Source organism: Rhodococcus sp. BE178, assembly GCF_050433545.1.
Classification (GTDB): domain Bacteria; phylum Actinomycetota; class Actinomycetes; order Mycobacteriales; family Mycobacteriaceae; genus Prescottella.
Genome location: NZ_JBNPXA010000004.1, coordinates 309,645 through 334,675 on the forward strand (window position 1 = coordinate 309,645; position 25,031 = coordinate 334,675).

The 25,031-nt window shown below is 69.8% G+C and carries 28 protein-coding genes; 14 read left to right on the forward strand and 14 right to left on the reverse strand.

Annotation, left to right across the window (positions count from 1 at the left end; genetic code table 11):
* Positions 1-74: 74 nt before the first annotated feature.
* Complete coding sequence (locus tag J2X34_RS10755; protein WP_429517096.1) at positions 75-1,220, reverse strand: alkaline phosphatase family protein; 1,146 nt, start codon at positions 1,218-1,220, stop codon at positions 75-77.
* 157 nt (positions 1,221-1,377) lie between these two features.
* Between J2X34_RS10755 and J2X34_RS10760 the strand changes: the two genes are divergently transcribed.
* From J2X34_RS10760 to J2X34_RS10785, 6 genes are all read left to right on the forward strand, one after another.
* A complete protein-coding gene (locus J2X34_RS10760) occupies positions 1,378-2,385 on the forward strand; it encodes an NAD(P)H-dependent glycerol-3-phosphate dehydrogenase (RefSeq protein WP_114723894.1) in 1,008 nt (335 codons plus the stop codon).
* A gap of 102 nt (positions 2,386-2,487) precedes the next feature.
* Positions 2,488-3,975: a flavin-containing monooxygenase gene (locus tag J2X34_RS10765; protein ID WP_429517098.1), complete on the forward strand. Its 1,488-nt coding sequence runs from the start codon at positions 2,488-2,490 to the stop codon at positions 3,973-3,975.
* Between the two features lie 203 nt (positions 3,976-4,178).
* Positions 4,179-4,940, forward strand: a complete 762-nt coding sequence (locus J2X34_RS10770) for an alpha/beta hydrolase (RefSeq protein WP_429517100.1) — start codon at positions 4,179-4,181, stop codon at positions 4,938-4,940.
* A gap of 139 nt (positions 4,941-5,079) precedes the next feature.
* Positions 5,080-6,333, forward strand: a complete 1,254-nt coding sequence (aztD, locus tag J2X34_RS10775) for a zinc metallochaperone AztD (RefSeq protein ID WP_429517102.1) — start codon at positions 5,080-5,082, stop codon at positions 6,331-6,333.
* A gap of 174 nt (positions 6,334-6,507) precedes the next feature.
* Entirely contained in the window at positions 6,508-6,987 is a 480-nt protein-coding gene (locus tag J2X34_RS10780; protein ID WP_114723898.1) for a 2-isopropylmalate synthase, read from the forward strand.
* A gap of 81 nt (positions 6,988-7,068) precedes the next feature.
* Positions 7,069-7,686: a lipocalin family protein gene (locus J2X34_RS10785; RefSeq protein ID WP_114723899.1), complete on the forward strand. Its 618-nt coding sequence runs from the start codon at positions 7,069-7,071 to the stop codon at positions 7,684-7,686.
* Positions 7,687-7,689: 3 nt separating this feature from the next.
* Here the strand turns inward: J2X34_RS10785 and J2X34_RS10790 are convergent, their stop codons facing one another.
* The 3 genes from J2X34_RS10790 to J2X34_RS10800 are packed head-to-tail and all read right to left on the reverse strand — an operon-like array spanning position 7,690 to position 10,314.
* A complete protein-coding gene (locus J2X34_RS10790) occupies positions 7,690-8,172 on the reverse strand; it encodes a MarR family winged helix-turn-helix transcriptional regulator (RefSeq protein WP_429517105.1) in 483 nt (160 codons plus the stop codon).
* Positions 8,169-8,780, reverse strand: a complete 612-nt coding sequence (locus tag J2X34_RS10795; protein WP_429517107.1) for a DJ-1/PfpI family protein — start codon at positions 8,778-8,780, stop codon at positions 8,169-8,171. Before J2X34_RS10795 ends, J2X34_RS10790 begins: the two co-directional genes overlap by 4 nt.
* A gap of 52 nt (positions 8,781-8,832) precedes the next feature.
* Complete coding sequence (locus J2X34_RS10800) at positions 8,833-10,314, reverse strand: SDR family oxidoreductase (RefSeq protein WP_174913776.1); 1,482 nt, start codon at positions 10,312-10,314, stop codon at positions 8,833-8,835.
* Between the two features lie 24 nt (positions 10,315-10,338).
* On the opposite strand from J2X34_RS10800, the gene J2X34_RS10805 reads away from it, so the two are divergent.
* Positions 10,339-11,001, forward strand: a complete 663-nt coding sequence (locus J2X34_RS10805; RefSeq protein WP_174913779.1) for an alpha/beta hydrolase family protein — start codon at positions 10,339-10,341, stop codon at positions 10,999-11,001.
* A gap of 57 nt (positions 11,002-11,058) precedes the next feature.
* Here the strand turns inward: J2X34_RS10805 and J2X34_RS10810 are convergent, their stop codons facing one another.
* Positions 11,059-11,892, reverse strand: coding sequence for a mycofactocin-coupled SDR family oxidoreductase (locus J2X34_RS10810; RefSeq protein WP_174913782.1), 834 nt, complete (start codon positions 11,890-11,892; stop codon positions 11,059-11,061).
* Positions 11,893-12,076: 184 nt separating this feature from the next.
* Here J2X34_RS10810 and J2X34_RS10815 point away from each other — a divergent pair, with 184 nt between their 5' ends.
* Positions 12,077-13,255 carry a hypothetical protein gene (locus J2X34_RS10815; RefSeq protein WP_114723905.1) on the forward strand — a complete coding sequence of 393 codons (1,179 nt, stop codon included), beginning with the start codon at positions 12,077-12,079 and terminating at the stop codon, positions 13,253-13,255.
* Positions 13,256-13,629: 374 nt separating this feature from the next.
* Here J2X34_RS10815 and J2X34_RS10820 read toward each other — a convergent pair whose 3' ends face one another.
* The gene (locus tag J2X34_RS10820) at positions 13,630-14,376 is read right to left on the reverse strand and encodes a Clp protease N-terminal domain-containing protein (protein ID WP_174913785.1); all 747 of its coding nucleotides are present in this window, start codon (positions 14,374-14,376) and stop codon (positions 13,630-13,632) included.
* Positions 14,377-14,499: 123 nt separating this feature from the next.
* On the opposite strand from J2X34_RS10820, the gene J2X34_RS10825 reads away from it, so the two are divergent.
* The gene (locus tag J2X34_RS10825) at positions 14,500-15,375 is read left to right on the forward strand and encodes an LLM class flavin-dependent oxidoreductase (RefSeq protein WP_114723907.1); all 876 of its coding nucleotides are present in this window, start codon (positions 14,500-14,502) and stop codon (positions 15,373-15,375) included.
* Between the two features lie 8 nt (positions 15,376-15,383).
* On the opposite strand, the gene J2X34_RS10830 is transcribed toward J2X34_RS10825, so the two are convergent.
* From J2X34_RS10830 to J2X34_RS10855, 6 genes are all read right to left on the reverse strand, one after another.
* Entirely contained in the window at positions 15,384-16,370 is a 987-nt protein-coding gene (locus J2X34_RS10830) for a glycine betaine ABC transporter substrate-binding protein (protein ID WP_429517114.1), read from the reverse strand.
* A 1-nt stretch (position 16,371) separates the two neighbouring features.
* The gene (locus J2X34_RS10835) at positions 16,372-17,130 is read right to left on the reverse strand and encodes an ABC transporter permease (protein WP_114723909.1); all 759 of its coding nucleotides are present in this window, start codon (positions 17,128-17,130) and stop codon (positions 16,372-16,374) included.
* Positions 17,127-18,344: an ATP-binding cassette domain-containing protein gene (locus J2X34_RS10840; RefSeq protein ID WP_429517116.1), complete on the reverse strand. Its 1,218-nt coding sequence runs from the start codon at positions 18,342-18,344 to the stop codon at positions 17,127-17,129. Before J2X34_RS10840 ends, J2X34_RS10835 begins: the two co-directional genes overlap by 4 nt.
* Positions 18,337-18,993 (reverse strand): ABC transporter permease, encoded by a 657-nt coding sequence (locus J2X34_RS10845; protein ID WP_114723965.1) that lies wholly within the window; start codon positions 18,991-18,993, stop codon positions 18,337-18,339. Before J2X34_RS10845 ends, J2X34_RS10840 begins: the two co-directional genes overlap by 8 nt.
* A 145-nt stretch (positions 18,994-19,138) precedes the next feature.
* A complete protein-coding gene (locus tag J2X34_RS10850) occupies positions 19,139-19,543 on the reverse strand; it encodes an RNHCP domain-containing protein (protein WP_429517118.1) in 405 nt (134 codons plus the stop codon).
* 17 nt (positions 19,544-19,560) lie between these two features.
* Complete coding sequence (locus J2X34_RS10855; protein WP_114723912.1) at positions 19,561-19,911, reverse strand: RNHCP domain-containing protein; 351 nt, start codon at positions 19,909-19,911, stop codon at positions 19,561-19,563.
* A 437-nt stretch (positions 19,912-20,348) separates the two neighbouring features.
* Between J2X34_RS10855 and J2X34_RS10860 the strand changes: the two genes are divergently transcribed.
* On the forward strand, positions 20,349-20,585 hold the full coding sequence (locus tag J2X34_RS10860; RefSeq protein WP_429517120.1) for a hypothetical protein: 237 nt from the start codon (positions 20,349-20,351) through the stop codon (positions 20,583-20,585).
* Between the two features lie 35 nt (positions 20,586-20,620).
* Positions 20,621-20,857, forward strand: coding sequence for a lipopolysaccharide assembly protein LapA domain-containing protein (locus J2X34_RS10865; RefSeq protein WP_114723913.1), 237 nt, complete (start codon positions 20,621-20,623; stop codon positions 20,855-20,857).
* A 45-nt stretch (positions 20,858-20,902) separates the two neighbouring features.
* Here J2X34_RS10865 and J2X34_RS10870 read toward each other — a convergent pair whose 3' ends face one another.
* Together J2X34_RS10870 and J2X34_RS10875 are read right to left on the reverse strand one after the other, a co-directional pair.
* Positions 20,903-21,724 carry a DUF4261 domain-containing protein gene (locus J2X34_RS10870; protein WP_174913801.1) on the reverse strand — a complete coding sequence of 274 codons (822 nt, stop codon included), beginning with the start codon at positions 21,722-21,724 and terminating at the stop codon, positions 20,903-20,905.
* Positions 21,725-21,826: 102 nt separating this feature from the next.
* The gene (locus tag J2X34_RS10875) at positions 21,827-22,420 is read right to left on the reverse strand and encodes a TetR/AcrR family transcriptional regulator (RefSeq protein ID WP_429517123.1); all 594 of its coding nucleotides are present in this window, start codon (positions 22,418-22,420) and stop codon (positions 21,827-21,829) included.
* Positions 22,421-22,518: 98 nt separating this feature from the next.
* Between J2X34_RS10875 and J2X34_RS10880 the strand changes: the two genes are divergently transcribed.
* The 3 genes from J2X34_RS10880 to J2X34_RS10890 all read left to right on the forward strand — a co-directional run bounded on the left by J2X34_RS10880 (position 22,519) and on the right by J2X34_RS10890 (position 25,007).
* A complete protein-coding gene (locus J2X34_RS10880) occupies positions 22,519-23,337 on the forward strand; it encodes an enoyl-CoA hydratase/isomerase family protein (RefSeq protein WP_114723915.1) in 819 nt (272 codons plus the stop codon).
* Positions 23,334-24,104, forward strand: coding sequence for an SDR family NAD(P)-dependent oxidoreductase (locus J2X34_RS10885; protein ID WP_429517125.1), 771 nt, complete (start codon positions 23,334-23,336; stop codon positions 24,102-24,104). The genes J2X34_RS10880 and J2X34_RS10885 overlap by 4 nt, the downstream gene beginning before the upstream one ends.
* A 114-nt stretch (positions 24,105-24,218) precedes the next feature.
* Positions 24,219-25,007 carry an SDR family NAD(P)-dependent oxidoreductase gene (locus J2X34_RS10890; protein WP_429517127.1) on the forward strand — a complete coding sequence of 263 codons (789 nt, stop codon included), beginning with the start codon at positions 24,219-24,221 and terminating at the stop codon, positions 25,005-25,007.
* Positions 25,008-25,031 lie beyond the last annotated feature (24 nt).

The window sequence follows — 25,031 nt, forward strand, 5'->3', positions numbered from 1 at the left end:
TCCGCACGGGTGGCTCCGTCCACCCCGTCCGCCACCCTAGAGACCAACGACGCCGCGCGCAGCCGCTCCGACGGTCAGATTTGCAGCAGCGGCACCAGCAGTTCGTCGTCGGTGAGCGCCCCGTGCTGCCCCGCCAGCATCGACATCCGGGGTTCGGCCTCGCTGCGCACGATCGCCGACCCGCCGCGGGCGATGGCCACCACGTCACCGATCCGGCGCCGCGCGGCCTCCGACGGGTCCGGGCCGAGCAGTCCCGCGGCCACGACGTCGTCGCGGGTCCCCACCCACGCCCGCTCCCCCAGCTCCGCCCGCCACCGCCGCAGCACCGCCTCGGTGTGCCCCGGCTCGGTGCGGACGTAGCGGCAGCGGGCCTCGCCGGTGAGCGCCGCGACCCCGTCGGACAGCGCGGCATCGCCGTCGAAGTCGATCCGGTCGGCGGCGGCCACGGGCACCATGCCGTGATCGGCGGTCACCAGCAGGTTCACGTCGGATCCGAGATGCGCGACGAGGTCCTCGACGAACCGGTCGACGATGGTCAGCTGCGCCACCCAGCCGTCGCTGCCGGGGCCGTACACGTGGCCGAGGGTGTCCATCTGGCTCAGATAGCAGTAGACGAGCGTCCGCTCCCCCGCCTTCGCGGCGTGCACCGTCGAATGCAGCAGGTCCCCGTACGCGACGGTGCCGACGAAGCGGGCGCCGCGCAGCACCGCCCGCGTCAGCCCCGTCCCGGCGAACTCGCGGGGCAGCACCGTGGTGGTGACGATGCCGTCGGCCGCCGCCCGCTCGAAGGCGGTGTGGGACGGCTGGATCCGCTCCGGCACCACCTGCCCGAGCACGTCGCGGTGGTCGCCGACGCGCTGCCAGCGCAGCCAGTTGAACGGGCCGCCGGCCTCCGCGACGTCGGAGACGTACCCGGTGACGCCGTGCCGCCCCGTCGGCAGACCGGTGCCGAACGACGCGAGACTGGTCGCGGTGGTGGTGGGAAAGCCCGCCCGGATCGGCCGGCCCGCCGCCTCGTCCAGGAAGGGCGCCGCATCGACGTTGTGACGCAGCAGGTTCCACCCCAGGCCGTCGACCAGCAGCACCACCGTCCGGTCGGCGCGCGGCAGCCCCAGGGCGTCGACCTCGCCGGGCACCCCCAGCGACGCCAGCACCGACGGCAGCACGTCGGCGAGGGTGGGCTCGGCATACACGTCCCGCAGCGGAAGGTCGTCCGACACTTGTGGTCACTCGCAATCGTCGCTCGGTGTGCTGGGGTTGTACCCGACTGTAGGCGCGCACCCCCGCCGAGTTCGGGGAATCGGCACCGAGAAGCGGCCCGCAGTGCCAACCTGAGTTCATGACCGCCGCACATGCCCGTTCACGAGGTGATCGCTGATGGCCCGCCCGGTACGCGTCGTGGTGCTCGGGTCAGGCTCGTGGGGCACCACCGTCGCCAAGCTCGCGGCCCACAACACTCCGACTCTGCTGTGGTCGCGTAATCCCGAGACGGCCGACGAGATCAACATCGAGCACCGCAACTCGCGCTACCTCGGCGAGCACGAATTGCCCGAGAGCCTGCGGGCGACGTCCGACATCGTCGAGGCGGCGAACGAGGCCGACGTCCTGGTGGTGGGGGTGCCCTCGCACGCGATCCGCAGCACGCTGGGCCAGATCTCGAACGAGGTCCGCGCGTGGGTGCCGGTGCTCTCGCTCGCGAAAGGCCTCGAGCCGGGCACCCGGCAGCGGCCCACCGAGGTGATCTCCGAATGCCTGCCCGGACATCCCGTCGGGTTGCTCGCCGGACCGAACATCGCGAAGGAGATCGCCGACGGCCTCGCCGCCGCGTCCGTCGTCGCGACGCAGGACGTGGACGTCGCGACCGCGTTGCAACCGCTGTTCGCCTCCAAGGTCTTCCGCGTGTACCGCAACACCGACGTGTTGGGCTGCGAACTCGGCGGGGTCCTCAAGAACATCGTCGCGATCGCGTCGGGCATGGCCGACGGTCTGGGCGTCGGCGACAACACCCGCGCAATGGTGCTCGCGCGGGGACTCGCGGAGATGACCCGCATGGGCGAGGCGATGGGCGCGAACCCGCGCACGTTCGCGGGCCTGACCGGGGTGGGTGACCTGATCGCGACGTGCATGAGCCCGGCGTCGCGCAACCGGCGCGTGGGCGAGGCCATCGCGCGCGGGCTCACGGTGGAACAGGCCGTCGAGAAACTCGGGCAGGTGGCCGAGGGCGTCAAGACCGCGCCGACGGTGATGGAACTGGCCCGCGACTACAACGTCGAGATGCCGATCGCCGCCGAGGTCGAGGCCGTCGTGGCAGGCCGTCGAACGCCCGAGGAGGCCTACCGCGGCCTGCGGAAAGTCGCCCCCGGCGGCGAGGACGAGGTGGCCTGACCCGGCCGACCGATTTGTCTTGAACACCGTTCAAGTTGCACACTGCTGACGTCAGGCGGTGAGGGGAGGCGCTGCGCGAAACCTCACGGATCGGAACGCAGCGTGTCACAGGAGCAGGTTCGCCGTACCCGGGCGCTGATCGTCGGCGCCGGATTCGCCGGACTCGGGATGGCGCTCGAGCTCACGCGCCGCGGCGAGCGCGACTTCCTGATCCTCGAGCAGGCCGACGCCGTGGGCGGTACGTGGCGACAGAACACCTACCCGGGCTGCGAGTGCGACATCCCGTCGGTGCTGTACTCGTATTCCTTTGCACCCAAGCCGGACTGGAGGTCGTCGCACGCGGCGCAGCCCGAGATCCTGGACTACCTGTCCCAGCTCACCGACCGACACGGCCTCGCGGACCGCATCGAGTTCGGGACCACCGTCGCCGGCGCGCGCTGGGACGAGAACGACTGCCGCTGGCACGTTTTCGACAGCACCGGCGGCGAGTACGTGGCGCAGTACCTCGTGATCGCGTCGGGCGCACTGAACGTGCCCCGCCTGCCCCGCATCCCCGGCGCCGAGACGTTCACCGGTGTCAGCATGCACTCGGCGGGCTGGAACGACGCCGTCGAGCTCACCGGCAAGCGGGTGGCGCTCGTCGGGACCGGGGCCAGCGCGGTGCAGTTGGCGCCGCAGCTCGCCCGCGCCGCCGCGAAGCTGCACGTCTTCCAGCGCACACCGGCGTGGGTGCTGCCGCGCCGGAAGCTTCGCGCGGCGGTGGCGGCGAGTCGTCGGAGCACGCTGGCGCGCAGGCTGTTTCGTACGGGAGCGTACTGGGCGGCGGAGACGCTCGCGCTCGGCCTCGGCCGTCGGCCCCGGCTGCTGGGGATCACGCAGGCGCGCGCCCGGCGACACCTGCGCCGGCAGGTCCCCGACCCCGCCCTGCGCGCGGCGCTGACACCGGACTACCGGATCGGCTGCAAGCGGATCCTGCGCTCCAACGACTTCTACCCCACGCTGACCCGACCGAACACCACGCTCGTCACCGACGCCATCACCGAGATCCACCCGGACGGTCTCGTGACCGCGGACGGAACCCACCACGCGGTGGACGTCATCGTGTACGCCACCGGATTCCGCGTCGCCGGCGCCCTGAACCGGATGCAGCTCGTGGGCCGCGGCGGCGTCAGCCTGCTCGAACGCTGGCAGCGGGGCGGAGTCCGCACCCACCTGGGTGTCACGATCGCCGGCATGCCCAACGCGTTCTTCCTGTCCGGTCCCAACACCGGCCTGGGCCACAACTCGGTGATCGTCATGATCGAGGCGCAGATCGCGCACGCACTCGAGGCGATGCACCTGGTCGAGCGGCACGGTGCGGGCGGGCTGGACGTGCGCACCGAGGTCCAGGACGCGTTCGATGCGGCCCTGCGGGAACGGCTCTCGCGCGGCGTGTGGAGCACGGGCGGCTGCGCCAGTTGGTACCTGGACGCGCGCGGGTCCAACCACGCGCTGTGGCCCGGGTCGTCGTGGAGCTACCGGCGCCGCACCCGCGTCGTCGATCCCGCGGACTACGAGCTTCTCCGAGCCGCTCCGGAATCGGTCGCGTGACGGGGAGTCGACGATCGGCAGGAAATTGGCTGGACGGGATTCGGTTCCGGTTGATAGCGTGCGCCCGACCGTGACTTCACGCCAGGAGGTGAGACCCATGTACGCAACATCCATGTGGGTGCTCCCCCTCGTGTCCACGGTCGGGCGATTGACGTAGGTGTCGCCGGGAGCGCCTGAACAAGGCAATCCCGAAAGGCCACACCATGCATTTCATCTCCGAGACATCGTCGAACGGTGTCATCGAACGCAATTTCATTCTGGACGGGATCACCGGCGTGCTCTGGTCGCCCGCATCCGGAACCGTCGGCGCACCGCTGCTGCTGTCGGGGCATTCCGGCGGCATGCACAAGAAGGCGCCGGGGCTGGTCGCCAGCGCACTCCACAGCGTCACCACCTGCGGGTTCACCGTCGCCGCCATCGACGCCCCCGGCCACGGTGACCGGCCGCGGAACCTGCAGGATCAACGATGGGCCGAGGCGATCCATCAGGCGCGGGCGGCGGGCGAGCCCATCGCCCCGATCGTCATCGACTACAACATGTCGCTGGCGGAGCGTGCGGTGCCGGAATGGCAGGCGACCCTGGACGCCCTGCAGGCGCTGCCCGAGATCGGCGCCGACGCGCCGATCGGCTACGGCGGCATGACATTGGGTGTCGCGACCGGGCTGATGTTGACGCCGGTCGAACCCCGGATCGCGGCCCTGAGCCTCGGCGGGGTCTTCGTGAACGACGCCCTGATCGAGGCCGCAAGACAGATCACCGTCCCGGTCGAGTACCGGATTCCGTGGGACGACGAGGAGATCGACCGCGTGTCCGGGCTCGCGCTGTTCGACGCCTTCGCCTCGAAGGAGAAGACGCTGCACGCCCACCCGGGCCGGTACTTCCAGGTGCCCGAGCACGAGCGTGACAGTTCGGCCCGGTTCTTCGCCCGCCATCTGGGCCGGACCGCCGACACGCCTTCGGACTGACGCGAGGCGGTATCGGCGTCCGGCCCCGCGCCGGACGCCGATACCGGCACCGCGCCCCGGACCCGCGGACGTCCCCACATGCACGAATGCAGATCTTCGACTTTGACAATGATTTTCATTACCCTATAGACCTTGCGGCATGATTCGCATCGAACCCACACCCCGACGCCTCACGCTCGCCGCCTCGGTCGCCACGTGCGCGGCCCTGCTCGCCGGCTGCACGTCCACCGCCGACGGCGCCACCACCGAGACGTCGACGTCGTCGTCGGCCGGGTCGACCGAGCCGACGCAGGCCCGGTCCGCGACACCGCGGCTGGCACTGACCTACGACGGCGGCATCCTCGTCGTCGACGCCGAAACCCTCTCGGTGGTAGGCGAATCCGAGCTCGACGGGTTCAACCGCATCAGCCCGGCCGGCGACGACCGGCACGTGATCGTCTCCACCGAGGGCAGCTTCCGGGTCCTCGACACCGGCACGTGGTCGGAGGCGCACGGCGACCACGCGCACCACTACACCGCGGCCCCGGCGCTCACCGACATCACGTTCGACGCCGACAAGCCCGGCCACGTTGTCCGGCACGCGGGCCGCACCGTGCTGTTCGACGACGGCACCGGCCGCGTCGAGTCGTTCGACCCCACCGGGCTGGCCGACGGCATGCCGCAGGTCTCGACGTTCACCACCCCGCACGCGCATCACGGCGTCGCCGTCGAACTCGCCGACGGCGGCCTGATCACCACGGTCGGCGACGAGAAGACCCGCACCGGCATCGTCGTGCTGGACGCCGGCCGGGGCGAGGTGACCCGCAACGAGCGGTGCCCCGGCCTGCACGGCGAGGCCGTCGCCGCGAACGAGGCCGTGGTGTTCGGCTGCCAGGACGGCCTGCTGATCTACCGGGACGGCGCGATCACCAAGGTGACCAGCCCCGATCCGTACGGGCGGATCGGCAACCAGGCCGGGTCCGAGGAATCGACCGTGGTGCTCGGCGACTACAACAGCGATCCCGACGCGAAGCTGGAGCGTCCGCAGCGGGTGTCGCTCACCGACACCGTCACCGGTGAGCTGCGGCTCGTGGATATCGGCACCAGCTACACGTTCCGGTCGCTGGGCCGCGGAATGTTCGGTGAGGCCCTGATCCTCGGCACGGACGGCGCGCTGCACGTGCTCGACCCGGCGACCGGCGCGACGATCCGGACCGTGCCGGTGATCGACCCGTGGACCGAGCCCGAGGAGTGGCAGTCGCCGCGGCCCGCGCTGTTCGTGCAGGGCTTCACCGCGTACGTCACCGACCCTGCCACCAAGCGGATCCACGCCGTCGACATCGAGAACGGCCAGGTCACGACCAGTGCCGAGCTGCCGCACACCCCGGACGAGATCACCGGCGTGCGCGGCTGACTCGGTCGGAGGGTTGCGTGTATCCGCGAGTCGCGCTTAGAATCCTCGGTCATGCAGCGCATTCAGGTAGTAGTTCACCGCCGTAGCGGGGTCTGATTCGGACCGACCCCTCGCTGCGGGTCGTTGAGCTATCTACTTGTCGGTCCTTCCTTCACTTCAGGAAGACCCCCGAAAATGCGCACCTCCCAGGCTTTCGCCACCACCACCGCTTCGTTCTCCGACGATCCGTTCTCGCTCCGCTTCGGCCTCCCGCTGCCGCGCGACATGCGCGCCCAGGCACAGGGTCTGACCTGGGCCGAGTTCACCGAGCGCTTCGGCCCCACCGGCGGCCCCGTCCGCCTGGGCAGCTGGACGTCGGAGCACCTCGGCGCCGGTCGGCACACCTTCACCGCCACCCTCGGGCTCGGCGACACCATCTCGTCGGCGTCCGCGACGGCCACCGGCCCCATCGCGGCGCTGACGTCGATGCTCTACGACGCCGGTTTCCAGCTCGAGATCCTCTCGTTCCACCAGCAGCGCACGTCGGCGGGCACCGCGACGTTCCTCCTGTGCGAGCACGAGGGCGAGCGCCGCTGGGCGATGTCCATCGCCGACGACTGCAACTCGTCGGCGCGGGAAGCGATCATCGCCGGCGCCAACCTGCTGCACCGCTGAGAAAGTGATCATCCGGACCGATCCGGGGTGGGAGGCGGCTCCGAATACCGGGTGACCGCCTCCCCCTCGGAAAGGACCGCCATGCGCGCCACCAGGAAAGTCACCGCCGGATTGTTCGCCGCTGCCGCCGCGGCACTGCTCGTCAGTGCGCCCGCCGCGGCCCAGCCCACCGGATCGGCCGACCTGTGGCAGCCGCTCGCCCCGATCCCGTCGTTGGACGTCGCCCGCTACGCCGGCACCTGGTACCAGCTCGCGGCCGTGCCGCAGCCGTTCAACCTGGACTGTGCGCGCGACACCCGCGCCACCTACGGCGTGATCGACGCGTCCAACGTCAGCGTGAACAACACGTGCACCACATGGACCGGCGGGACCAACGGCATCGTGGGCAACGCCCGCGTCAACGACCCGGCCACCAACGCTCAACTGCACGTGAGCTTCCCGTCGGTGCCGTTCCAGAACTCGGCCGACGGCCCCACCAACTACGTCGTCACCTACATCGCCGACGACTACTCGTGGGCCCTGGTCGGCGACCCGATGCGCGTCTCCGGGTTCGTGCTCTCCCGCACCCCCGCCGTGAGCGCAGAGGGCTGGCAGCAGATCCGCAGCGTCGTCGAGTCCCGCGGCTACAACTCGTGCCTGCTGCTCACCTCGCCCACCACCGGCGGACGCTCCGACATCGCGCCGCTGTGCACCGTGTGATGCTCAACGATCGGTGACTGCCCCCGAACCGGCCTCGTCCTCGTCGGCCAGTTGATCGAGCACGGCCGACAGCCGACGGATCGAGGCGAGCGCGTCGGCCAGCTCGTCCCGTCCCATGGCCCGCGCCAGCCTGTCGGCGAACGCGGCGTGAGCGGGGCCGATCCCCGACACCGCCCGACGCCCCTCCGGCGTGGGCGTGACGAGCTTGGCACGGCGGTGCGCGGGGTTCGGCTGGTACTCGGCCAGACCCCGGGTGACCAGCAGATCGGCGATGCGCTGCACGCTCTGCCGGGTGATGCCCATCTGGCGGGCGATGTCGGCGACCGACAGCGGCTGCGTCAGGACGGCGCCGAGCACCTGCCACCACGCGGCGGTGAGACCCACCGGGCGGGCCAGCCCCTCCGCCACCTCGAGGAACTGGCCGTTGAGCCGGAACGAGCCGAGCGCGAGACCGCTCAGCAGATCCTGGTCGTCCCGTGCACTCATTCCGCCATCAGTTCGTAGAAGCCCGCGGGATCGCGGTCCCCGTAGAGCTTGAACCAGGACGCCAGCACACCCGGCGCGAACACGTCGAGCCGTTCGAGGATCTCGCGGGCGAAGTGGACCGGCGCGTTGGCCGCGCCCGTGATGAGGTCGCGATCGGTGACGGCCGGCTCGTCGCGGTACAGGTGCCCGCCCGCATACCCGACCGAGTTCAGGAACTCGGCCGCGTTGCTCGTGTGCGCGCGGTCGTCGAGCAGTCCGGCCATCGCCAGCCCACCCGTCGCACCGCAGATCGCGGCCACCGGCACCCCCGCGTCGAGGAAATCGCGAGCCTTCGCCGCGAACGGCGAGAACTGTTCGGTGTTCCAGATGTCGTTGCCCGCCAGGATGAGCATCGCGCTGTCCTGCGGCCTGACCACGTCCAGCGTGGTGTCCGGGACGACGCGCATTCCGCCCATCGTCACGATCGGGCTCGCGGTGGCGCCGACCGTGGCCACGGTGAATCGGCCCGGCTCCCGGTGCCACATCGGCTTGTTGATGTGATCGATCGCCAGACCGATCTCCCAATCGACGAAGGTGTCGTACACGGCGACATGCACTGTTTCAGTCATGACAGGAGGCTGTCACTTTGACAGCATTCTGTCAATACCCACCGGGCCGCACTCAACCGGTCGCGGCGTACTCCCGCGCCGCGGCGCCGGTGATGTTGGTGAGCATGCCCTTGAAGATGATCCCGTGGAACGGCAGGATCGAGTACCAGTAGAGCCGTCCCGCAAGACCTTTCGGGAAGAAGATGGCGCGCTGCTCGAGCCGGGAGCGGTGCGGGCCGTCCGGGTGCACTCGCCATTCCAGCCAGGCACCGCCCGGCGTCCGCATCTCCGCGCGCAACCGCAGCAGCGAGCCGCGGTCGATCTGCTCGACGCGCCAGAAGTCCAGGGGGTCACCGGTGTTCAGGCGGCGGGCGTCGCGTCGCCCGCGGGTGAGCCCGACCCCGCCGACGAGCCGGTCCAGCCAGCCGCGGATCACCCACGCGAGCGGGAACGAGTACCAGCCGTTCTCGCCGCCGATGCTCTCGAGCACCCGCCACAACGTGTCTGCGTCCGCGTCGCAGCCGGCGCCGCGCTCGTCGGTGTACACCGCCTCCCCCGCCCAGTTCGGGTCGGACGGAAGCGGATCCGACGGCGCACCCACCGGCGACGCGCTGGCCCAGTTGGTCTCCACCTCGCCGCTCCGTATACGGCGCAGCGCCAGCCGGACGGCCTGCCGGTACGGCGTCAGCCCCTCCTTCGGCGGCGGGATCACGTCGTCGATGTCGCGGTTCGCGGCGACGGCGTCGTTGTGGAGCGACTCGATGAGCGCCCGCCCCAGCGAACTCGGGATGGGCGTCACCAGCCCGATCCACAGTCCCGCCAGCCGCGGGGTGAGCACCGGCAGCACCAGGACGCGGCGACGCCGCAGCCCCGCCACGTCGGCGTACACCTTCATCATGTCGCCGTACGTCAGGACGTCGGGGCCACCGATGTCGAAGGTGCGACTGCCCGGCAGCGGGGCCTCGGCCGCCGCCACCAGGTAGTAGAGGACGTCGCGCACCGCGATCGGCTGGATCCGGTTGTTCACCCACCGGGGCGTGGTCATCACCGGCAGCCGATTCGTCAGGTGCCGGATCATCTCGAACGATGCCGATCCGGACCCGATGACGACCCCGGCCTGCAGCACCATGGTCGGGATCCCGGAGTCCACGAGGATGCGGCCGACCTGCGCGCGCGAGCGCATGTGCGGCGAGAGTTCGGTGCCCTCGGGGTGCAGTCCCCCGAGGTAGACGATGCGGCGGACGCCGCTCGCCTTCGCCGCGGCCGCCAGGTTGGACGCCCCGATCCGTTCGGTCTCCACGAACTCCGTCGACGTCCCCATCGAGTGGACGAGGAAGTACACGACGTCCATGTCGGCGGTGGCCGCCGTCAGCGAGTCCGGATCGCCCAGATCGCCGCGGACGATCTCGACCTGCTTCGCCCACGGCACGTCCCGCAGTTTCTCCGGGGACCGCACCAGCACCCGCACGTCGTACCCGGCCGCGAGCAGGCGCGGGGCGAGACGGCCACCGATGTACCCGGTGGCCCCGGTGACCAGCACCCGTGGTCGCTGCACCGTTCCACGGTAACCTCGATGTTCATGAGCGCGCTCGACGAACCGGTCCTCCTCGACACCGACGGGGTGTACGGCTACCTGCACCGCCCCGCAGGCGACGCGGTCGGCAAGCTGGTCCTCGCCCACGGTGCCGGCGGCGACTGCGAGGCAAAACTGTTGCAGGCCATGGCGGCCGGATTCGCGGAGCGCGGCCTGCTGGTGCTGCGCTACAACCTCCCGTTCCGGCAGCGGCAGCCGTCGGGCCCGCCCAACCGGGCGCGCGCGGCCGCCGACCGCGACGGCATCGTCGCGGCCGCCGACGCGATCCGCGCACTCGCCGACGGCCCGATGATCCTGGCCGGACACTCGTACGGCGGCCGCCAGTCCACGATGCTGGCCGCGGAACGCCCCGAGGTCGCGGACGGGCTTGTGCTGCTGTCGTATCCGCTGCACTCACCGGGCAAACCGGAGAAGCAGCGCACCGAACACCTGCCGCAACTGCGCACGCCGTCGCTGTTCGTGCACGGCGACCGGGACCCGTTCGGCACCCCCGACGAGGTGCGCGCCGCCCTGGAACTGATCCCCGCCGAGCACCCCCTGCTGTTGATCGAGGGCGGCCGGCACGGGCTCGACCCCGACCGCGCCGACGTGGTGGCACGGACCGTCACCGCCGCCACCGAACTGTTCGCGCTGCCCGCCGTGCGCTGACGCCGGAGCCGTTGTCCCACATCGTCTATCGGTACCCGATCCCCGACGAGCGGGAGGTCAGGGCATCAGCGCCGAGCTGCCCGCACTGACGTCGAGCGACGTGCCGGTGACGTACCGCGCCTGTTCCGAGACCAGGTACAGCACCGCGTGCGCGATGTCCTCCGGCGCCACCCACGGCACGCGCATCGGGGTGATACCGGCGTACCGGGACTCGACGGTCTCCCGCGTCGGATTCTCGACATCCGGGGCGAACAGCCCGTAGAAGGCCTCGTTGTGAACCATCGGGGTGTCGACCGAGCCCGGACAGACGGCGTTGACGGTGATCCCGTATCGGGCGAGTTCGAGCGCGAGCGTCTTCACGAGGCCGATCACGCCCCACTTCGCGGACACGTAGTGGGCGAGGTTCGGGATGCCGGCGCGCCCGCCCATCGACGACGTCGCGACGATGCGTCCGTAACCCCGTTCGATCATGTGCGGGGCCACCGCACGCAGCGTCTTGAACACGCCGGTGAGGTTGGTGTCGACGACGGCGTCCCACATGTCGTCCGTCAGGTCCCACGTCTTCGCGAACGCGCACACACCGGCGTTCGCGACGCAGATGTCGATCTTGCCGAACTCCGCGATCGCGGTCGCGACGGCCGCGTCCACCGCCGCGCGCTCGCGCACGTCCACGACTGCGGTTCGGCAGCGCACGCCGTGCTGCTCCACCAGCCGCCGCGTCTCGTCGAGGTCCGCGACGGCGGCCAGCGGGTACGGCACCGTCGCGACGTCGGCGCAGATGTCGATGCCGAAAACGTCCGCGCCCTCCGCGGCGAGCGCGAGAGCGTGCGCGCGGCCCTGGCCCCGCGCGGCGCCGGTCACGAATGCGGTCCGCCCTTCGAGTTGCCCCATATCTCCTCCAAGTCTCTACTGCCCCAGATCATTACCGATAGGACGCCCGTCCGGTCCAGAGTCTCTTCCACGGAGCGGGCAACGGGCCCTTTCCAGAGCGGGAACCGCGCCGTCCGCAAAGCACTGCCGCGACGTGACCGCGCTGGGTAGTCTGAAAAGCGACCAACTACCGGGAGGTCGAGGAATGCTCTACAGCGATATTCCGAGTCATGCCGAGGTTCGCCGGCTCGCCGGGGTGGAGGGCCACACCTGCATCTCGATCTACACGCCCACCGAGGACGACATCCAAGAGCCGGGCAAGAGTCGTATCGAGTTCACGAACCAGGTCAAGTCCGCGCTCGAGCAAGTCGAAGACCACAAGGAACGGGTGGCATTCGAGCAAGCATTCGACGACCTGATCGAGGACGAGGCTTTCTGGTGGTATCAGGCGCGGACGCTCGTCGTGCTCGCCACGACGGACAGGGTGCGGCGCTACCGACTGCCCAACCGACTCGGAGCGTGTGCCATCGTCAGCGACCGCTTCTACATCAAGCCGCTGCTGCGGACGGTGACCTTCCCGCAGACCGCGTTCGTACTGGCCCTCGCCGAGGGATCCGTCCGATTGATCGAGGTCACGGCCGATCAGCCGCCGGCAAAGATCGACGTGCCGGGTCTGCCCAAGGACGCTGCGAGCTACGCCGGCGTGCCATCACTCGGCAGGACGACCGGCGGCCGCGTGCACGGTCGGGGAGGATCCGCCGGGGGTGCCGGGAGCGGGCGGGCGGCGCCCGACCGCGCGCCGGGGCGGGTGCAGGGCGAAGAGGGACGAAAGCTGCGCGTGCGCGAGTACGCCCGCGCGATCGACCACGAACTGCGCAGCGTGCTGACGGGACGGGACACTCCCCTGATCCTGGCCGCCGCCGAACCGACGGCCTCGATCTACCGTTCGGTGAACAATTACCACCAGCTGCTCGACGAGGGCATTCAGGGCAATCCGGAAGAAATGAGCGACGAGCAGATCGCCCGGACCACTCGCACGGTCCTCGACGGTCACTACGCCCAGCAACTCGCGGACACCCGCAAACAGTTCGACGACCTGCGCTCGAAGGGCCGGGCCCAGGTCGAGATCTCCGACGTGGCCCGCTCCGCGACGTTCGGCCGAATCGAGACGCTGCTGGTCGACATCGAGGGCATCGTCCCCGGCACGATCGACCCGGACAGCGGAACCGTCGAACTGGCCGAGCTGAACGGCAACCACGAGTACGGCGTGGTGGACGAGATCGCCCGGCGGGCACTGCTCACGGGCGCGAAGGTCCTCGCCGTCCGCTCGGGCGACGTGCCCGACGAGGTACCTGCGGCCGCGATCCTGCGGTTCGCGCAGTGAGCGACGGAACCCACTGCACCGGAACCGATCCGCGGCATGGGGCTAGGACGCCCCCGATCCGAAGGAGCCACCCGAGCCCGTAGCGAGCGCGTCGGGTACGTACAGGGCGAACCCGATGGGCGGGATTCCGTACCCGTACTCGGCACCGGTGTGGGTCCACGTCCCGGGAAGGCGGCTTGTCCCGCGTCCTCGAAGATCGGGACGTTCGCGTCGAACGCCGCTTGCAGCGTGGCCAACGTCGGCGGCAGTGCCGCATCGGTTCCCCCACTGGATCGACACAAGGCGGCCCGGTTTCCGGTGCCACTACCGGGCTTGTCGCCTGCGGCCGCTGCACCGTTACCGGGCACCCCGTACCGAGCTCCGAGGGCGCCGCGTCACGCCCCCGCGTCGTCGCGTGCCGCGAGGAACTGGGACAGGGTCGCGACGATGAATGCGTCGGCCGCCGCCTTGTCCACTCCCAATTCGGCGAGCACGCCGGCGCCGTCCTCGAGTTCGAGCAGCGCGAGGAGCAGGTGCTCGGTGCCGATGTAGTTGTGCCCCAGCCGCAGTGCCTCCCGGAACGTGAGTTCGAGGGCCTTGCGCGCGCCGGCGTCGAAGGGGATGAGCTCGGGCAACTCGTCGACGCCCTCCGGCAGGACCGCGGTGGCTGCCTGCCGAACGGATTCGGGAGTAAAGCCCTGGGCGGCGAGCACTTTCACCGCGATCGCCTCGGGGTCCGCCAGCAGGCCGAGCACCAGGTGCTCCGGGGTGATCTGGTCGTTGCCCGCGGCCCGCGCCTCGTTCTGCGCCGCCATGACGACGTTGCGGGCGCGGGGGGTGTACCTGCTGAAGCCCTGACTGGCATCGAGGTCGGCGGGCTCCTCGGGGCCCTTCGGCACGAACCGCTTCTGTGCGGCCTGCTTGGTCACCCCCATGCTGCGGCCGATGTCGGTCCAGGACGCGCCCGAGCGTCGGGCCTGGTCCACGAAGTGGCCGATCAGGTGGTCGGCCACCTCGTCGAGGTGCTCGGCGGCGAGGACCGCGTCGGTCAGCTGTTCGAGTGCATCGGTGTGCACCTTCTTGATGGCTTCGATGAGATCGTCGAGCCGCACGGGGTTCGACATGCGCGTCGGATCAGTCATACGACAACCGTAGGTTGACGATCCGGGATCGTCAACCCCGGGTTGTCGATTCTTTCGGTACTCGGACCGGCGCCTCGGCACCTATCGTGAGGAGAGGATCGTCACCAGACGAAGGAGCCCGCTGTGCCCGACTACGGCCACACCATCCGATTCGGCTACTTTCTCGTCCCCGATGCCCACGCTCCGCGAGCGGCACTCGACACCGCCGCCGTGCTGGACGAAGCCGGCTTCGACCTCGTCGGCATCCAGGACCACCCCTATCAGAAGAGTTTCCTCGATGCGTGGACCCTGTTGTCCGCCATTGCCGCTCGCACCGAGAAGCTCGCAGTGTTCCCGGACGTCGCCAGCCTGCCGCTGCGCCCGCCCGCGGTGCTCGCGAAGGCCGCCGCGAGCCTCGATCTCCTCAGCGACGGCCGCGTCGAACTCGGACTCGGCGCCGGCGCCTTCTGGGACGCGATCGCGGCGATGGGCGGCGAGCGACGCTCGCCCGGGGAGTCGGTGCAGGCCCTCCGGGAGGCGGTATCGGTGATCCGTCTGATGTGGAGCGGCGAGCGATCGATCCGGTTCGACGGCGAGTTCCACTCCGTGAACGGCGTCCACCCCGGGCCCGTTCCCGCGCACCCGATCGGCATCTGGATCGGCGGCTACAAGCCGCGCATGCTCCGCCTGATCGGGGAGATGGGCGACGGCTGGCTGCCGTCGCTCGGCTACATCGACGCCGACGGGATCGCCTCGGCCAGTGCGGCGATCGACGACGCGGCCACCGCCGCGGGCCGCGACCCGTCGCGCATCCGACGCGTCCTCAACATCGGCGACGGAATCGACGTCCGGGACGTCGAGAACCTCCCCCGCGCACTGTCCTCGCTCGCGCTCGATCACGGCTTCGACACGTTCGTCCTCAGCGGGCCCACCGACGAGCCGTCCCTGCGGTACCTGGCGGGCGAGGTGTTCCCACGCGTGCGCGAACTGGTGGACCAGGGCCGTTCCGGAGCCCGCTGACGGACGGGTCAGTCCTCCGCCGTCACGAACCCCCGGTCCACCAGCCACTGCCGGGCCACGGCCGCCGGATCCTTGCCGTCGACGTCCACCTGACGATTGAGTTCGGTGATCGCCTCGTTGGTGAGCACCGCCGAGATCGGCGCCATCACCTCGGCCACCTCCGGGTACTGCTCGGCGAAGTCCGCCCGCATCGTCAGCGCCGGGTTGTACTTCGGGAAGAACTGCCGGTCGTCCTCGAGCACCACGAGGTCGAGGGCCGCGATTCGGCCGTCGGTGGTGAACACCTCGCCGAACTTGCACTGGCTGCCGTCGGCGGTGGCCTGATAGATGATGCCGGTCTGCAGGATGCGCTTCTCCGCGCGGGCGGGATCGAACCCGTACGCCGCCGCCATACCGGGGAAGCCGTCCTGACGGACGTTGAACTCGGTCTCGACGCACGTCGCCGCCGCGGCCGGATCGCGTTGCACCAGAGCGGCGTAGTCCGACAGCGTGCGCACGCCGGTCTGCTCCGCGGTGGCCCTACTGGTGGCCAGCGCGTAGGTGTTGTTCATCGGCGCCGGGTCGGTCCACACCATGCCGTTGCGCGCGAGGTCCTCGTCCCGGACGGCCTCGAACTGCGCCTGCGAATCCGGGATCGGCTGCTCGTGACCGAGGTAGTTGATCCACCCGGTGCCGGTGTACTCGTAGCTCACGTCGATCTGCCCGGCCAACTGCGCGTCACGGGTGCTGTTGGACCCCTGGATGTTCGTGAGGTCGCGGACATCGGCACCGGCGGCGGACAGCGCGAACTCGATCATGTAGCCGAGAATGATCTGCTCGGTGAAGTCCTTGGAGCCGACCGTGATCCGGGCACCGTCGAGCTCGGGCACCGGCTGGATGCTCGCCGGGCCGACCTTCAGCGGCAGGGCGCCACCGGATTCCAGGCCGCACGACGCGAGCAGGGTGGTCGCGAGCACCACCGCGGTACCGGCCAGGACGCGTCGAATCACCGTCATGTCAGCGCAGCCCCTTCGGCCCGAGGTACGTCTCGGCGAGGGCACCGAGCCAGTCGACCAGCAGCGCCAGCGCGACCGCGAGCACCGCACCGACGACGAGGGTCACGTTGTCGCGCAACTTGTATCCCGTGTCGATGAGGATGCCGAGGCCACCCGCGCTCACCAGGAAGCACAGCGTCGCCGTACCGACGGCGAGGACCAGCGACGTCCGCAGCCCGGCCAGGATGTACGGCACCGCCAACGGGAACTCCACCCGCCGCAGCACCGCGAGCGCCGACATCCCCTGTCCGCGTCCGGCGTCGACGAGGGCCGGGTCCACCTCCTGATAGCCGAGAATCGTGTTCCGCAGCACCGGCAGCAGCGAGTAGAACGCGATGGGCAGCACGCCGATCCAGAACCCCGTCGTCCGCGTCGCGAGGTAGAACAGCACCAGCAGGCCGATCGCCGGGGCGGACGCGCCGATGTTGGCGATTCCCACGAATACCGGTGCCAGCTTGGTGAATCCGGGGCGGGTCACGAGGGTACCGAGCGGCACCGCGAGCGCCAGCACGATCAGGACCACCACGACGGTGATGAGCACGTGCTGCCACGTGAGGGTCGCGATGTTGCCGATGCTGATGCTCGCCTGCTGGGTGGCAGTGAGATCGCGGGTGAAGGCCCACCCCAGCACGCCCCCCACCAGCAGGAGCACGAGCAGCGGCTGGACCAGGAGCCTGGCCCGTTCGGCGCGTTGCGCGGCAGCCGGTGTCTGCGTGGTCATTTCGACGAGTCCTCCGCCGCACCGGCAGTGCTGTTCTGGGCGTCGACATGATCGTCGGCGTGTTCCTCGCGCATCTCCTGCAGCGCCTGCACCAGGGTGTCGATCGTGATGAGCCCGACGAACTCGCCGCGCCGGCCGGTGACCGCCGCCGACGCGCTACTCTGCACCAGCAGCGCCTCGAGCGCGTCCTGCAGCGTCGACTGCACCGACACCAGCTCGCCCACCGGTTCGCCGATGTCCTGCAACGACGCCGCCGACGCGAGCTGCGCCGGCGACACCCACCGCAGCGGGCGGTCGCGGTGGTCCAGGATCAGCCCCCAGTGGGCGTCCTGTTGCGCGAGCGCCCGGCGCAGGTCGGCCACGGAGCCGTCCCGGTACGCGGTGGGACAGTCCGTCATCTCGACGTCCCGGACCCGGGTGAGCGTGAGCTGCTTGAGCGAGGCGTCCGCCCCCACGAACCCGGCGACCATGTCGTTGGCGGGATTCGCCAGGATCGCCTCGGGAGTGTCGTACTGCATGATGTGGGACTGACTGCCCAGCACGGCAATCCGATCGCCGAGCTTGACCGCCTCGTTGAAGTCGTGGGTGACGAACACGATGGTCTTGCCGAGCTCCGACTGCAGGCGCATCAGCTCGTCCTGCAACAGCCCGCGCGTGATCGGATCCACGGCCCCGAACGGCTCGTCCATCAGCAGCACCGGAGGGTCGGCCGCCAGGGCCCGGGCCACCCCGACACGTTGCTGCTGACCGCCGGAGAGCTGGCGCGGGAACCGGTCCCGATAGGTATCGGGATCGAGGCCCACCAGGTCGAGCATCTCGTCGGTGCGCTCGGCGATGCGCTTCCTCTCCCACCCGACCAGGCCCGGGACGGTGGCCACGTTCTTGGCCACCGTGAGATGCGGGAACAGCCCGGCCTGCTGGATCGAGTAGCCGATCCCCCGCCGCAGCCGGTCCGGATCGATCGAGTGGGTGTCGCGGCCGGCGATCGTGATGGTGCCCGACGTCGGCTCGATGAGCCGGTTGATCATCCGCATCGTGGTGGTCTTCCCGCAGCCCGACGGCCCCACGAACACGACGATCTCGCCGGCGGGAATGGTCATCGACACCCCGTCGACGGCGGCAACGCCCTGCCCGGGGTACTGCTTGACGACGTCGTCGAGCACGATCTCGACGCCCTTGCCGGTCTGTTCTTCGGCGGGTAGCAGTTCAGTCACGGATCCCCCTGGAGGTGGTGAGGCGCCCGACGAGGACCAACAGTCCGTCGAGAACGAGCGCGAGAATGACGATGAGCACGGTTCCGGTGAGCGCCTGCGGCACCGCGGTGGGGCTGCCGACGCGGGACAACCCGGAGAAGATCAGGTTTCCCAGGCCCGGGCCCTTGGCGTAGGCCGCGATCGCGAGGATGCCCATCAGCATCTGGGTGCTGACCCGGATGCCGGCCAGGATCGACGGCCAGGCCAGCGGCAGTTCGATCCGGCCCAGGACGCGCAACCGGTTCATCCCCACCCCGCGGGCCGCGTCGGTGATCGCGGGATCGACCGACGCGAGGCCGATGATCGTGTTGCGGATGATCGGCAGCAGCGCGTACAGCACCAGAGCCGTCACCGTGGGCGCGACGCCCAGCCCGAGAATCGGGATGAGCAGGCCCAACAGGGCGAACGACGGCAACGTCAGGATCGTGCTCGCCAAACCCGTCGCGACCGCCGACCCGATGGGACTGCGGTAGACGGCAATCCCGATCAGGACCGCGATGATCCCGGCGATGACCACCGACTGGACGACGGCACTGACGTGGAGGTACGAGTCCGTGAGCAGCTGCTGGCGCCGCTCGAACACGAAATCCCACAAGGTCTGGAAATCCAAACCGGGCACTCCCTTCTGCAACGCGGAAGGGCGGAAACGCCCACCCGGACAGTCCGAGCAGGCGTTTCCGTTTCGACGCCGCGCTGCGCTTGCCGTCCACATTGCCCCTATCGGGCGGGTTCTGCACGGCAATCGAGTCAGAGCGTCAGCGTTCGTGACCGAAGAGCAGTCCGCTCCGCGCGATCGGACGAACCGCGATCCGTACCAACGCCAGCGCACTGTCGTCCCCGGCCGACCGGTTCGAACCGATCCACCCGCAGCCGGCACAGCGGTGGATGATCACCCATTCGCCACCGTCACGCACGGTGATCGAGATGGGGTCCATCCGGCCCCGACACGACGACGCGCGGTCGCCGGGTACGGTCCGGTCCACGTGCCGACTGCACAGACAGTGCGGACAATGGTTGCGATGAGCGGTGCCGGGCGCGCGCATCGGCACGTCCAGCCCGCACCCGACGCACCGGAACGACGAGCCGCGCCGCGTCGGGCCGTCCCTGTGCACCGGCTTGCCGCGTTGCCGTCGTCCGGCTCCGATGTTCCTGCGTGCCATTCGAACTCCTCCCCGCGCTACAACTGGGCGAGGTGCTCGAGCGGGAACGGCGGCTGCGCCAAGGGTTTCACCGCGATCCGCACCAGCAGCAACTGGTTGTCGTCGCCGGCCACCGGGCTGGCCGACAACCGGTCGCAACCGGTGCAGCGATGGATCAGCATCCAGTCACCGTCGCGGAGCACGGCGATGGCGATCGGGTGGGTCCGCGAACCGCAGCGCTGCTCGGCGGTCGAGCCGTGCTTGCCCGCCAGGCAGTTCGGACAGTGCGTGCGCGGGCCCGCGTCCGGCGTCGCCCGAGACACGGCGAGTCCGCAGCGGATGCAGGTGAAGGTCGAGAGATGTGAAATTGGTGTGCCTCGATGGGACACGCGGATTCTCCTCCGTGAGATCGATTGAACGGCAGCGATTGCCGAGCATGTCGATCCCGCGAGAAGCTCACACCGGACGGAAGACCCGATGTCGTCGTCGGATCACCGGCCTGAGCAGTTCACGGGAGCGTGAAGGTACTCGGCGGTTGTCCGGGGCATAGTTCACCACTTTCACCAGCGCAGGGACCGGCCGTGTGCCGGATGTCGTGAACCCTAGGTTCCCGTCGGTGGTGCCGCAATCGAATTATCGCGCTGCGGATGCGGTGGCACCGAACTGCAAGTGCGCCAGCGCTACCCGTGCATCGCCGATAGTCGGCGGACACCTCCGGCGGCGGCGGAATCGCGCGGGGCCGGGTGTAGTTGCGGACCCGGCCGCCGTCGGGATCGACGAAGCGGGCGCCGACCACCACCACCGGGTACGCGGCGACGACGAACCGGTGGCGACACTCGAACGCGAATGGGCCGAGGTCGCCGAACTGTGGCGCACCAGCCTCGAGCAGCGGCGCACGGTCCAGCAGCACCTCATGGAGGCACTCGCCGGCAAGGCCGTCGACGTGGCACTGGCCCTGCTCAGCCCGGAGATCTACACGCAAATGGTCTTCGACAGCGACTGGTCGCCCGAACGGTACGAGCGATGGGTGCACGACACAGTGTCGGCCGCAGCCGGGATCTGATCGGAATTCCGAGGGGCGAGAGTTAGTCTCGGGCGATGACCACCCAGAAGTCCGATTCGATCCTGACCCGCGTATCACCGACCCAGTGGGCCGCACTCGCGCTCGCCGTCCTCGCGATCATCTTCGTCGCCCAGAATCGGCACGACGTATCGATCTCGCTGTTCTTCATCTCGGTGACGGCGCCGCTGTGGTTGACGCTGCTCGTCATCTTCGCGATCGGGTGGCTCGTGGGGATGCTCACCACGCGGCGGCGCAAGTCGTCGAAGGGCTGACCTCGGACTGCGATCGTCCCGACGCCCGGACAGCACCGTGCGAAGTCAGCGTCGACGGCTGAACCAACCCCGCTTGCGTTTGCTCCGGTCGGCATCGAACTTCAGGCGGAGGACGGTCCGGTCGGGGTCGAAGGCGCTCGGGGAGTGGTCGACGACGATCTCGGCGGCTTCGGTGGTGCCGATCGTGTCGCCGTCGTTGATGACGGGTCCTTGCTCGACAAGGTACGAGGCGATGCTCGTGAGGCGGTCGAAGGTGTCCTCGGCGGACTCGGGGGTCTCCGGGATTTCGACGTCCGGGAGGCCGAGCATGTCGAGACCCCGTGTGTGGCCGGTCATCACGCCGTCCGGGCGCTCACCGATGTTGATCGCGACCCATGCAAGCAACGACGGTTCGGGCAGCGTGTCCAGCATGAGATCGCGGAACAACGCCGGCAGGACGACGTGATCGGCACTGCCGAAGTACACAGCGCGAACGGTGTCGGTGAGCGCGATGATCGACGCAACGACGCGGGACAACAACACGGCGTCCGCGATCGCGTCCTCGTGTCCGTCCCCTCGGCCGAGGACAGTGACAATCGTGTGTGCCGAGTAGTCCGCCGGCGCGGGTACCTCGTTCGGCCACAGGCGGCTGTGCTCGACGATCTCGGCGACGTCGTCACCCGCCGGGGACGGGACCGTCAGCAACGCGATCATCTTGCCGTCCAGGTCGAGACACATCGGCGCATCACGGTCGGCGGACTCGTCCCCGCCGACGGCCAGCCCGGAGAAGTCGACGTCGGGCCAGTCCAGCTGCAGTTGCGCAGCCAGGGCTCCTTCGGTGACATCGGCGTCGAGTCGGTCCTGGAACAGCATCGCGAGCGTGGGCATGACTCCCCCTCAGGCTTGGTCGTGTAGCGCGATCGGTCACCTCGCCGGGTGCTTCCGGTGTCCGGTTCGCGCGTTACACCCTATCGGGCAACCGGACAGGGCCTAGGTTGGGCGCACCCCGTCCAGTACCAGCCGAACCAGGTACTCGACGAGGTCGTCCTCGCTCCACGACGGCCGCGTGAGGATCAGCATCGTGACGGCTCCGCGCAGGGTGTCGAGCACCGCACCGCCGTCCACGTCGGCGCGTACCTCTCCGGAATCGATTGCGCGACGGAACACCTCGACGTACCGGGCCCGTACCGGCTCGATGAACCGGCGTTCGGCGGCCTCCTGCAACGCCGGGTCGGCGACCATGTCTCCGATGAGTCCGGGCAGCCCCCGGCGGTACTGGGGCAGGGCGTGCAGCGCCACCATGTCCCGCACCATGGCGGTGAACGTCTCCGCGAAGGTCGCGTCGGCGGGAACCGCACGCGCCGAGAGCGGTTCGGCACGGAACAGCACCTCCTGCACCAGTGCCGCCTTGGAGCCCCACCACTGGTAGAGCAGCGGCCGCCCGACGCCGGCCCGCCGGGCCACCGCCGCGAGGGTGAGCGCCTCGTAGCCGTCGTCGATCAGCAACTCGGTGGCGGCGGCGAGCACTGCACGATGCCGCTCGCGGTCGCGGGGACGACCCCGCCCCACACCTGTCTCGCCCACTCGACACTCCTCCGCCGGATCTACTGACAAATAATCTTACGTCGTGTAAGGGTAATAGTCGGACACTTCACGTCCGGTCCGAACGAAGCGGAGCCCGAATGCCTTTGATCGACGTATCCCGGCCCAACCCGGCCGTCACGGTGCTCACCCTCAACCGCCCCGAGCGGCTCAACGCGCTCAGCTACGCCCTCGTCGAGGAACTGCACGCCGCGCTCACCGAGCTCGAGTACGACAACTCGTGCCGCGTCGTGATCCTCACCGGGGCGGGACGCGGCTTCAGCGCCGGCCTGGACCTCAAGGACTCGACGCACGTGGCGCCCACCGCAGCCGGACTCACCGGACCCGCGGCCGGGATGCGCACACAGGAGTACATCGCCTCGCTGGTCCCCCGTCTGCAACGGCTCCCGCAGACGGTGATCGCGGCGGTCAACGGGCCCGCCTTCGGTGGCGGTCTGGCTCTGGCCGCGGCGTGCGACCTGCGGATCGCCGGGGCGTCGGCGCGCTTCGGGGTGCAGTTCGTCAAGGTCGGAGTCTCCGGCTGCGACATCGGCATCAGCTACACGCTGCCACGGCTGATAGGCGCGGGACGTGCCACCGAACTGATCACCACGGCACGGGAGTTCGACGCCACGGAGGCCGAGCGCATCGGATTCGTCACGCGCATCGCGCCCGACGACGAACTGCTCGACGCGGCCCTCGAACTCGCGCGGACGCTCTGCAACCACAGCCCGTTCGCCCTGTCCATGACCAAGCAGGTCCTCGCCGCGAACTCGTCGGCGGGCAGCGTCGACGCGGCGATCGCACTCGAGAACCGCACCCAGATCCTGGCCGGCACCGGCGGCGAGTTCGCCGAGGCCGCAGCCGCATTCATCGAACGCAGACAACCCGCCTGGGTGGACACAGGAGACCGACCGTGAATCGCGACAAACTGACTCGCCTCTTCGACCTCACCGGCCGTACCGCCGTCGTCACCGGTGGCACCCGCGGCATCGGGCTCGCCCTCGCCGAGGCCTACGTGGCCGCGGGTGCGAACGTGGTGGTGGCCAGCCGCAAGGCGGAGGCGTGCGCGCGCGCCGAACAGCATCTGAAGGACATGGGCGGCAACGCACTCGGGGTGCCCACCCATCTCGGCGAACTGGACGACCTCTCGACGCTGGTCGATCGTTCGGTCGACACCTTCGGAGGGATCGACATCCTCGTCAACGCGGCCGCGAACCCGCTCACGCAGCCGCTGGGAGCGTTCACGCCCGACGCATGGACCAAGTCCTACGACGTCAACCTGCGCGGCCCGGTGTTCCTCACCCAGGCCGCACTGCCGCACCTCGAGGCCAGCCCGCACGCGGCCGTCCTCAACGTGATCTCGGTGGGCGCGTTCATGTTCTCACCGGGCGTCGCGATGTACGCGGGTGCCAAGAGCGCCCTGCTGTCGTTCACCCGGTCGATGGCGGCGGACTTCGCGCCCCGCGGGATCCGGGTCAATGCGCTCGCCCCCGGATCCGTCGACACCGACATGGTCCGCAACAATCCGCCCGAGGCCATCGAGGCGATGCGCACGATATCGCTGCAGAAGCGGATCGCCGATCCCGACGAGATGGTCGGTCCCGCACTGCTCCTCACGTCCGATGCCGGCAGCTACATCACCGGGCAGGTGATCATCGCGGACGGCGGAACCGTCGTGCACTGACCCGGAGTGTGACCCGTACCACTGAGCGAGAAGCGTCCTTCACATCCCCGCCCCGACGCGAGATGGTCTGCCTCGAACCGGACAGTCCGGTTCGAGGCAGACCTCGGAGGACGCATGGCACGGCTCGACGGCAAGATCGCGATCATCACGGGCGCAGCGCAGGGCATGGGCGCCGCGACGGCCCGCCTCTTCGTCGCGGAGGGCGCTCGTGTCGCGCTCGGCGACGTGCTCGAGGACAAGGGCCGCGCGCTGGCCGAGGAACTGGGCGACGCGGCGTTCTTCGCGCCCCTCGACGTGAGCAGCGAGGCGTCGTGGACCGCATTCGCCGACCAAACGGTCGAACGATTCGGCGGCCTGGACATTCTGGTCAACAACGCCGGGGTCATGCACTGGTCTTCGATCGAGGACATCGACGTCGCGAAGACCGAGCGCCTGCTGGACATCAACGTCCTCGGAAACCTGCTGGGCGCCAAGACCGTCGTGCCGACGATGAAGCGCGCCGGTCGCGGCGTGATCGTCAACATCTCGTCGGTGGACGGCCTGCGCGGCGTCAACGGGCTCGCCGCCTACACCGCCAGCAAGTGGGCGGTCCGCGGGCTCACGAAGGCGCTCGCCTACGAACTCGGCCCGGCCGGCATCCGGGTGTGCTCGGTGCACCCGGGCGGGGTGGACACCACGCTCGGCAATCCCGGCGGCCTCCGCGGCGACGACCTGCAGAGCAAGTACACCGGTGTGCCGCTGCAGCGCATCGGCGAATCCGAGGACATCGCGCGGGCCACCCTGTTCGTCGCGAGCGACGAGGCGTCGTACATCTCGGGCGCCGAACTGGCCGTCGACGGCGGCTGGTCGGCCGGCACCTACTACCCGGGTCTGCCGGGCACCCCGGCGGCGCTGCTCCCCTGACGTACCGGTGGCCGCCGCCCGCCC

What these genes read in the sequence shown, in the direction of transcription:
- J2X34_RS10760 (WP_114723894.1), top strand. Translation starts at nt 1,378, where the DNA reads ATGGCCCGCCCGGTACGCGTCGTGGTGCTCGGGTCAGGCTCGTGGGGC.
- J2X34_RS10770 (WP_429517100.1), top strand. Translation starts at nt 4,179, where the DNA reads ATGCATTTCATCTCCGAGACATCGTCGAACGGTGTCATCGAACGCAAT.
- aztD (WP_429517102.1), top strand. Translation starts at nt 5,080, where the DNA reads ATGATTCGCATCGAACCCACACCCCGACGCCTCACGCTCGCCGCCTCG.
- J2X34_RS10780 (WP_114723898.1), top strand. Translation starts at nt 6,508, where the DNA reads ATGCGCACCTCCCAGGCTTTCGCCACCACCACCGCTTCGTTCTCCGAC.
- J2X34_RS10785 (WP_114723899.1), top strand. Translation starts at nt 7,069, where the DNA reads ATGCGCGCCACCAGGAAAGTCACCGCCGGATTGTTCGCCGCTGCCGCC.
- J2X34_RS10790 (WP_429517105.1), bottom strand. Translation starts at nt 8,172, where the DNA reads ATGAGTGCACGGGACGACCAGGATCTGCTGAGCGGTCTCGCGCTCGGC.
- J2X34_RS10795 (WP_429517107.1), bottom strand. Translation starts at nt 8,780, where the DNA reads ATGACTGAAACAGTGCATGTCGCCGTGTACGACACCTTCGTCGATTGG.
- J2X34_RS10805 (WP_174913779.1), top strand. Translation starts at nt 10,339, where the DNA reads ATGAGCGCGCTCGACGAACCGGTCCTCCTCGACACCGACGGGGTGTAC.
- J2X34_RS10810 (WP_174913782.1), bottom strand. Translation starts at nt 11,892, where the DNA reads ATGGGGCAACTCGAAGGGCGGACCGCATTCGTGACCGGCGCCGCGCGG.
- J2X34_RS10815 (WP_114723905.1), top strand. Translation starts at nt 12,077, where the DNA reads ATGCTCTACAGCGATATTCCGAGTCATGCCGAGGTTCGCCGGCTCGCC.
- J2X34_RS10820 (WP_174913785.1), bottom strand. Translation starts at nt 14,376, where the DNA reads ATGACTGATCCGACGCGCATGTCGAACCCCGTGCGGCTCGACGATCTC.
- J2X34_RS10830 (WP_429517114.1), bottom strand. Translation starts at nt 16,370, where the DNA reads ATGACGGTGATTCGACGCGTCCTGGCCGGTACCGCGGTGGTGCTCGCG.
- J2X34_RS10835 (WP_114723909.1), bottom strand. Translation starts at nt 17,130, where the DNA reads ATGACCACGCAGACACCGGCTGCCGCGCAACGCGCCGAACGGGCCAGG.
- J2X34_RS10850 (WP_429517118.1), bottom strand. Translation starts at nt 19,543, where the DNA reads ATGGCACGCAGGAACATCGGAGCCGGACGACGGCAACGCGGCAAGCCG.
- J2X34_RS10865 (WP_114723913.1), top strand. Translation starts at nt 20,621, where the DNA reads ATGACCACCCAGAAGTCCGATTCGATCCTGACCCGCGTATCACCGACC.
- J2X34_RS10870 (WP_174913801.1), bottom strand. Translation starts at nt 21,724, where the DNA reads ATGCCCACGCTCGCGATGCTGTTCCAGGACCGACTCGACGCCGATGTC.
- J2X34_RS10880 (WP_114723915.1), top strand. Translation starts at nt 22,519, where the DNA reads ATGCCTTTGATCGACGTATCCCGGCCCAACCCGGCCGTCACGGTGCTC.
- J2X34_RS10890 (WP_429517127.1), top strand. Translation starts at nt 24,219, where the DNA reads ATGGCACGGCTCGACGGCAAGATCGCGATCATCACGGGCGCAGCGCAG.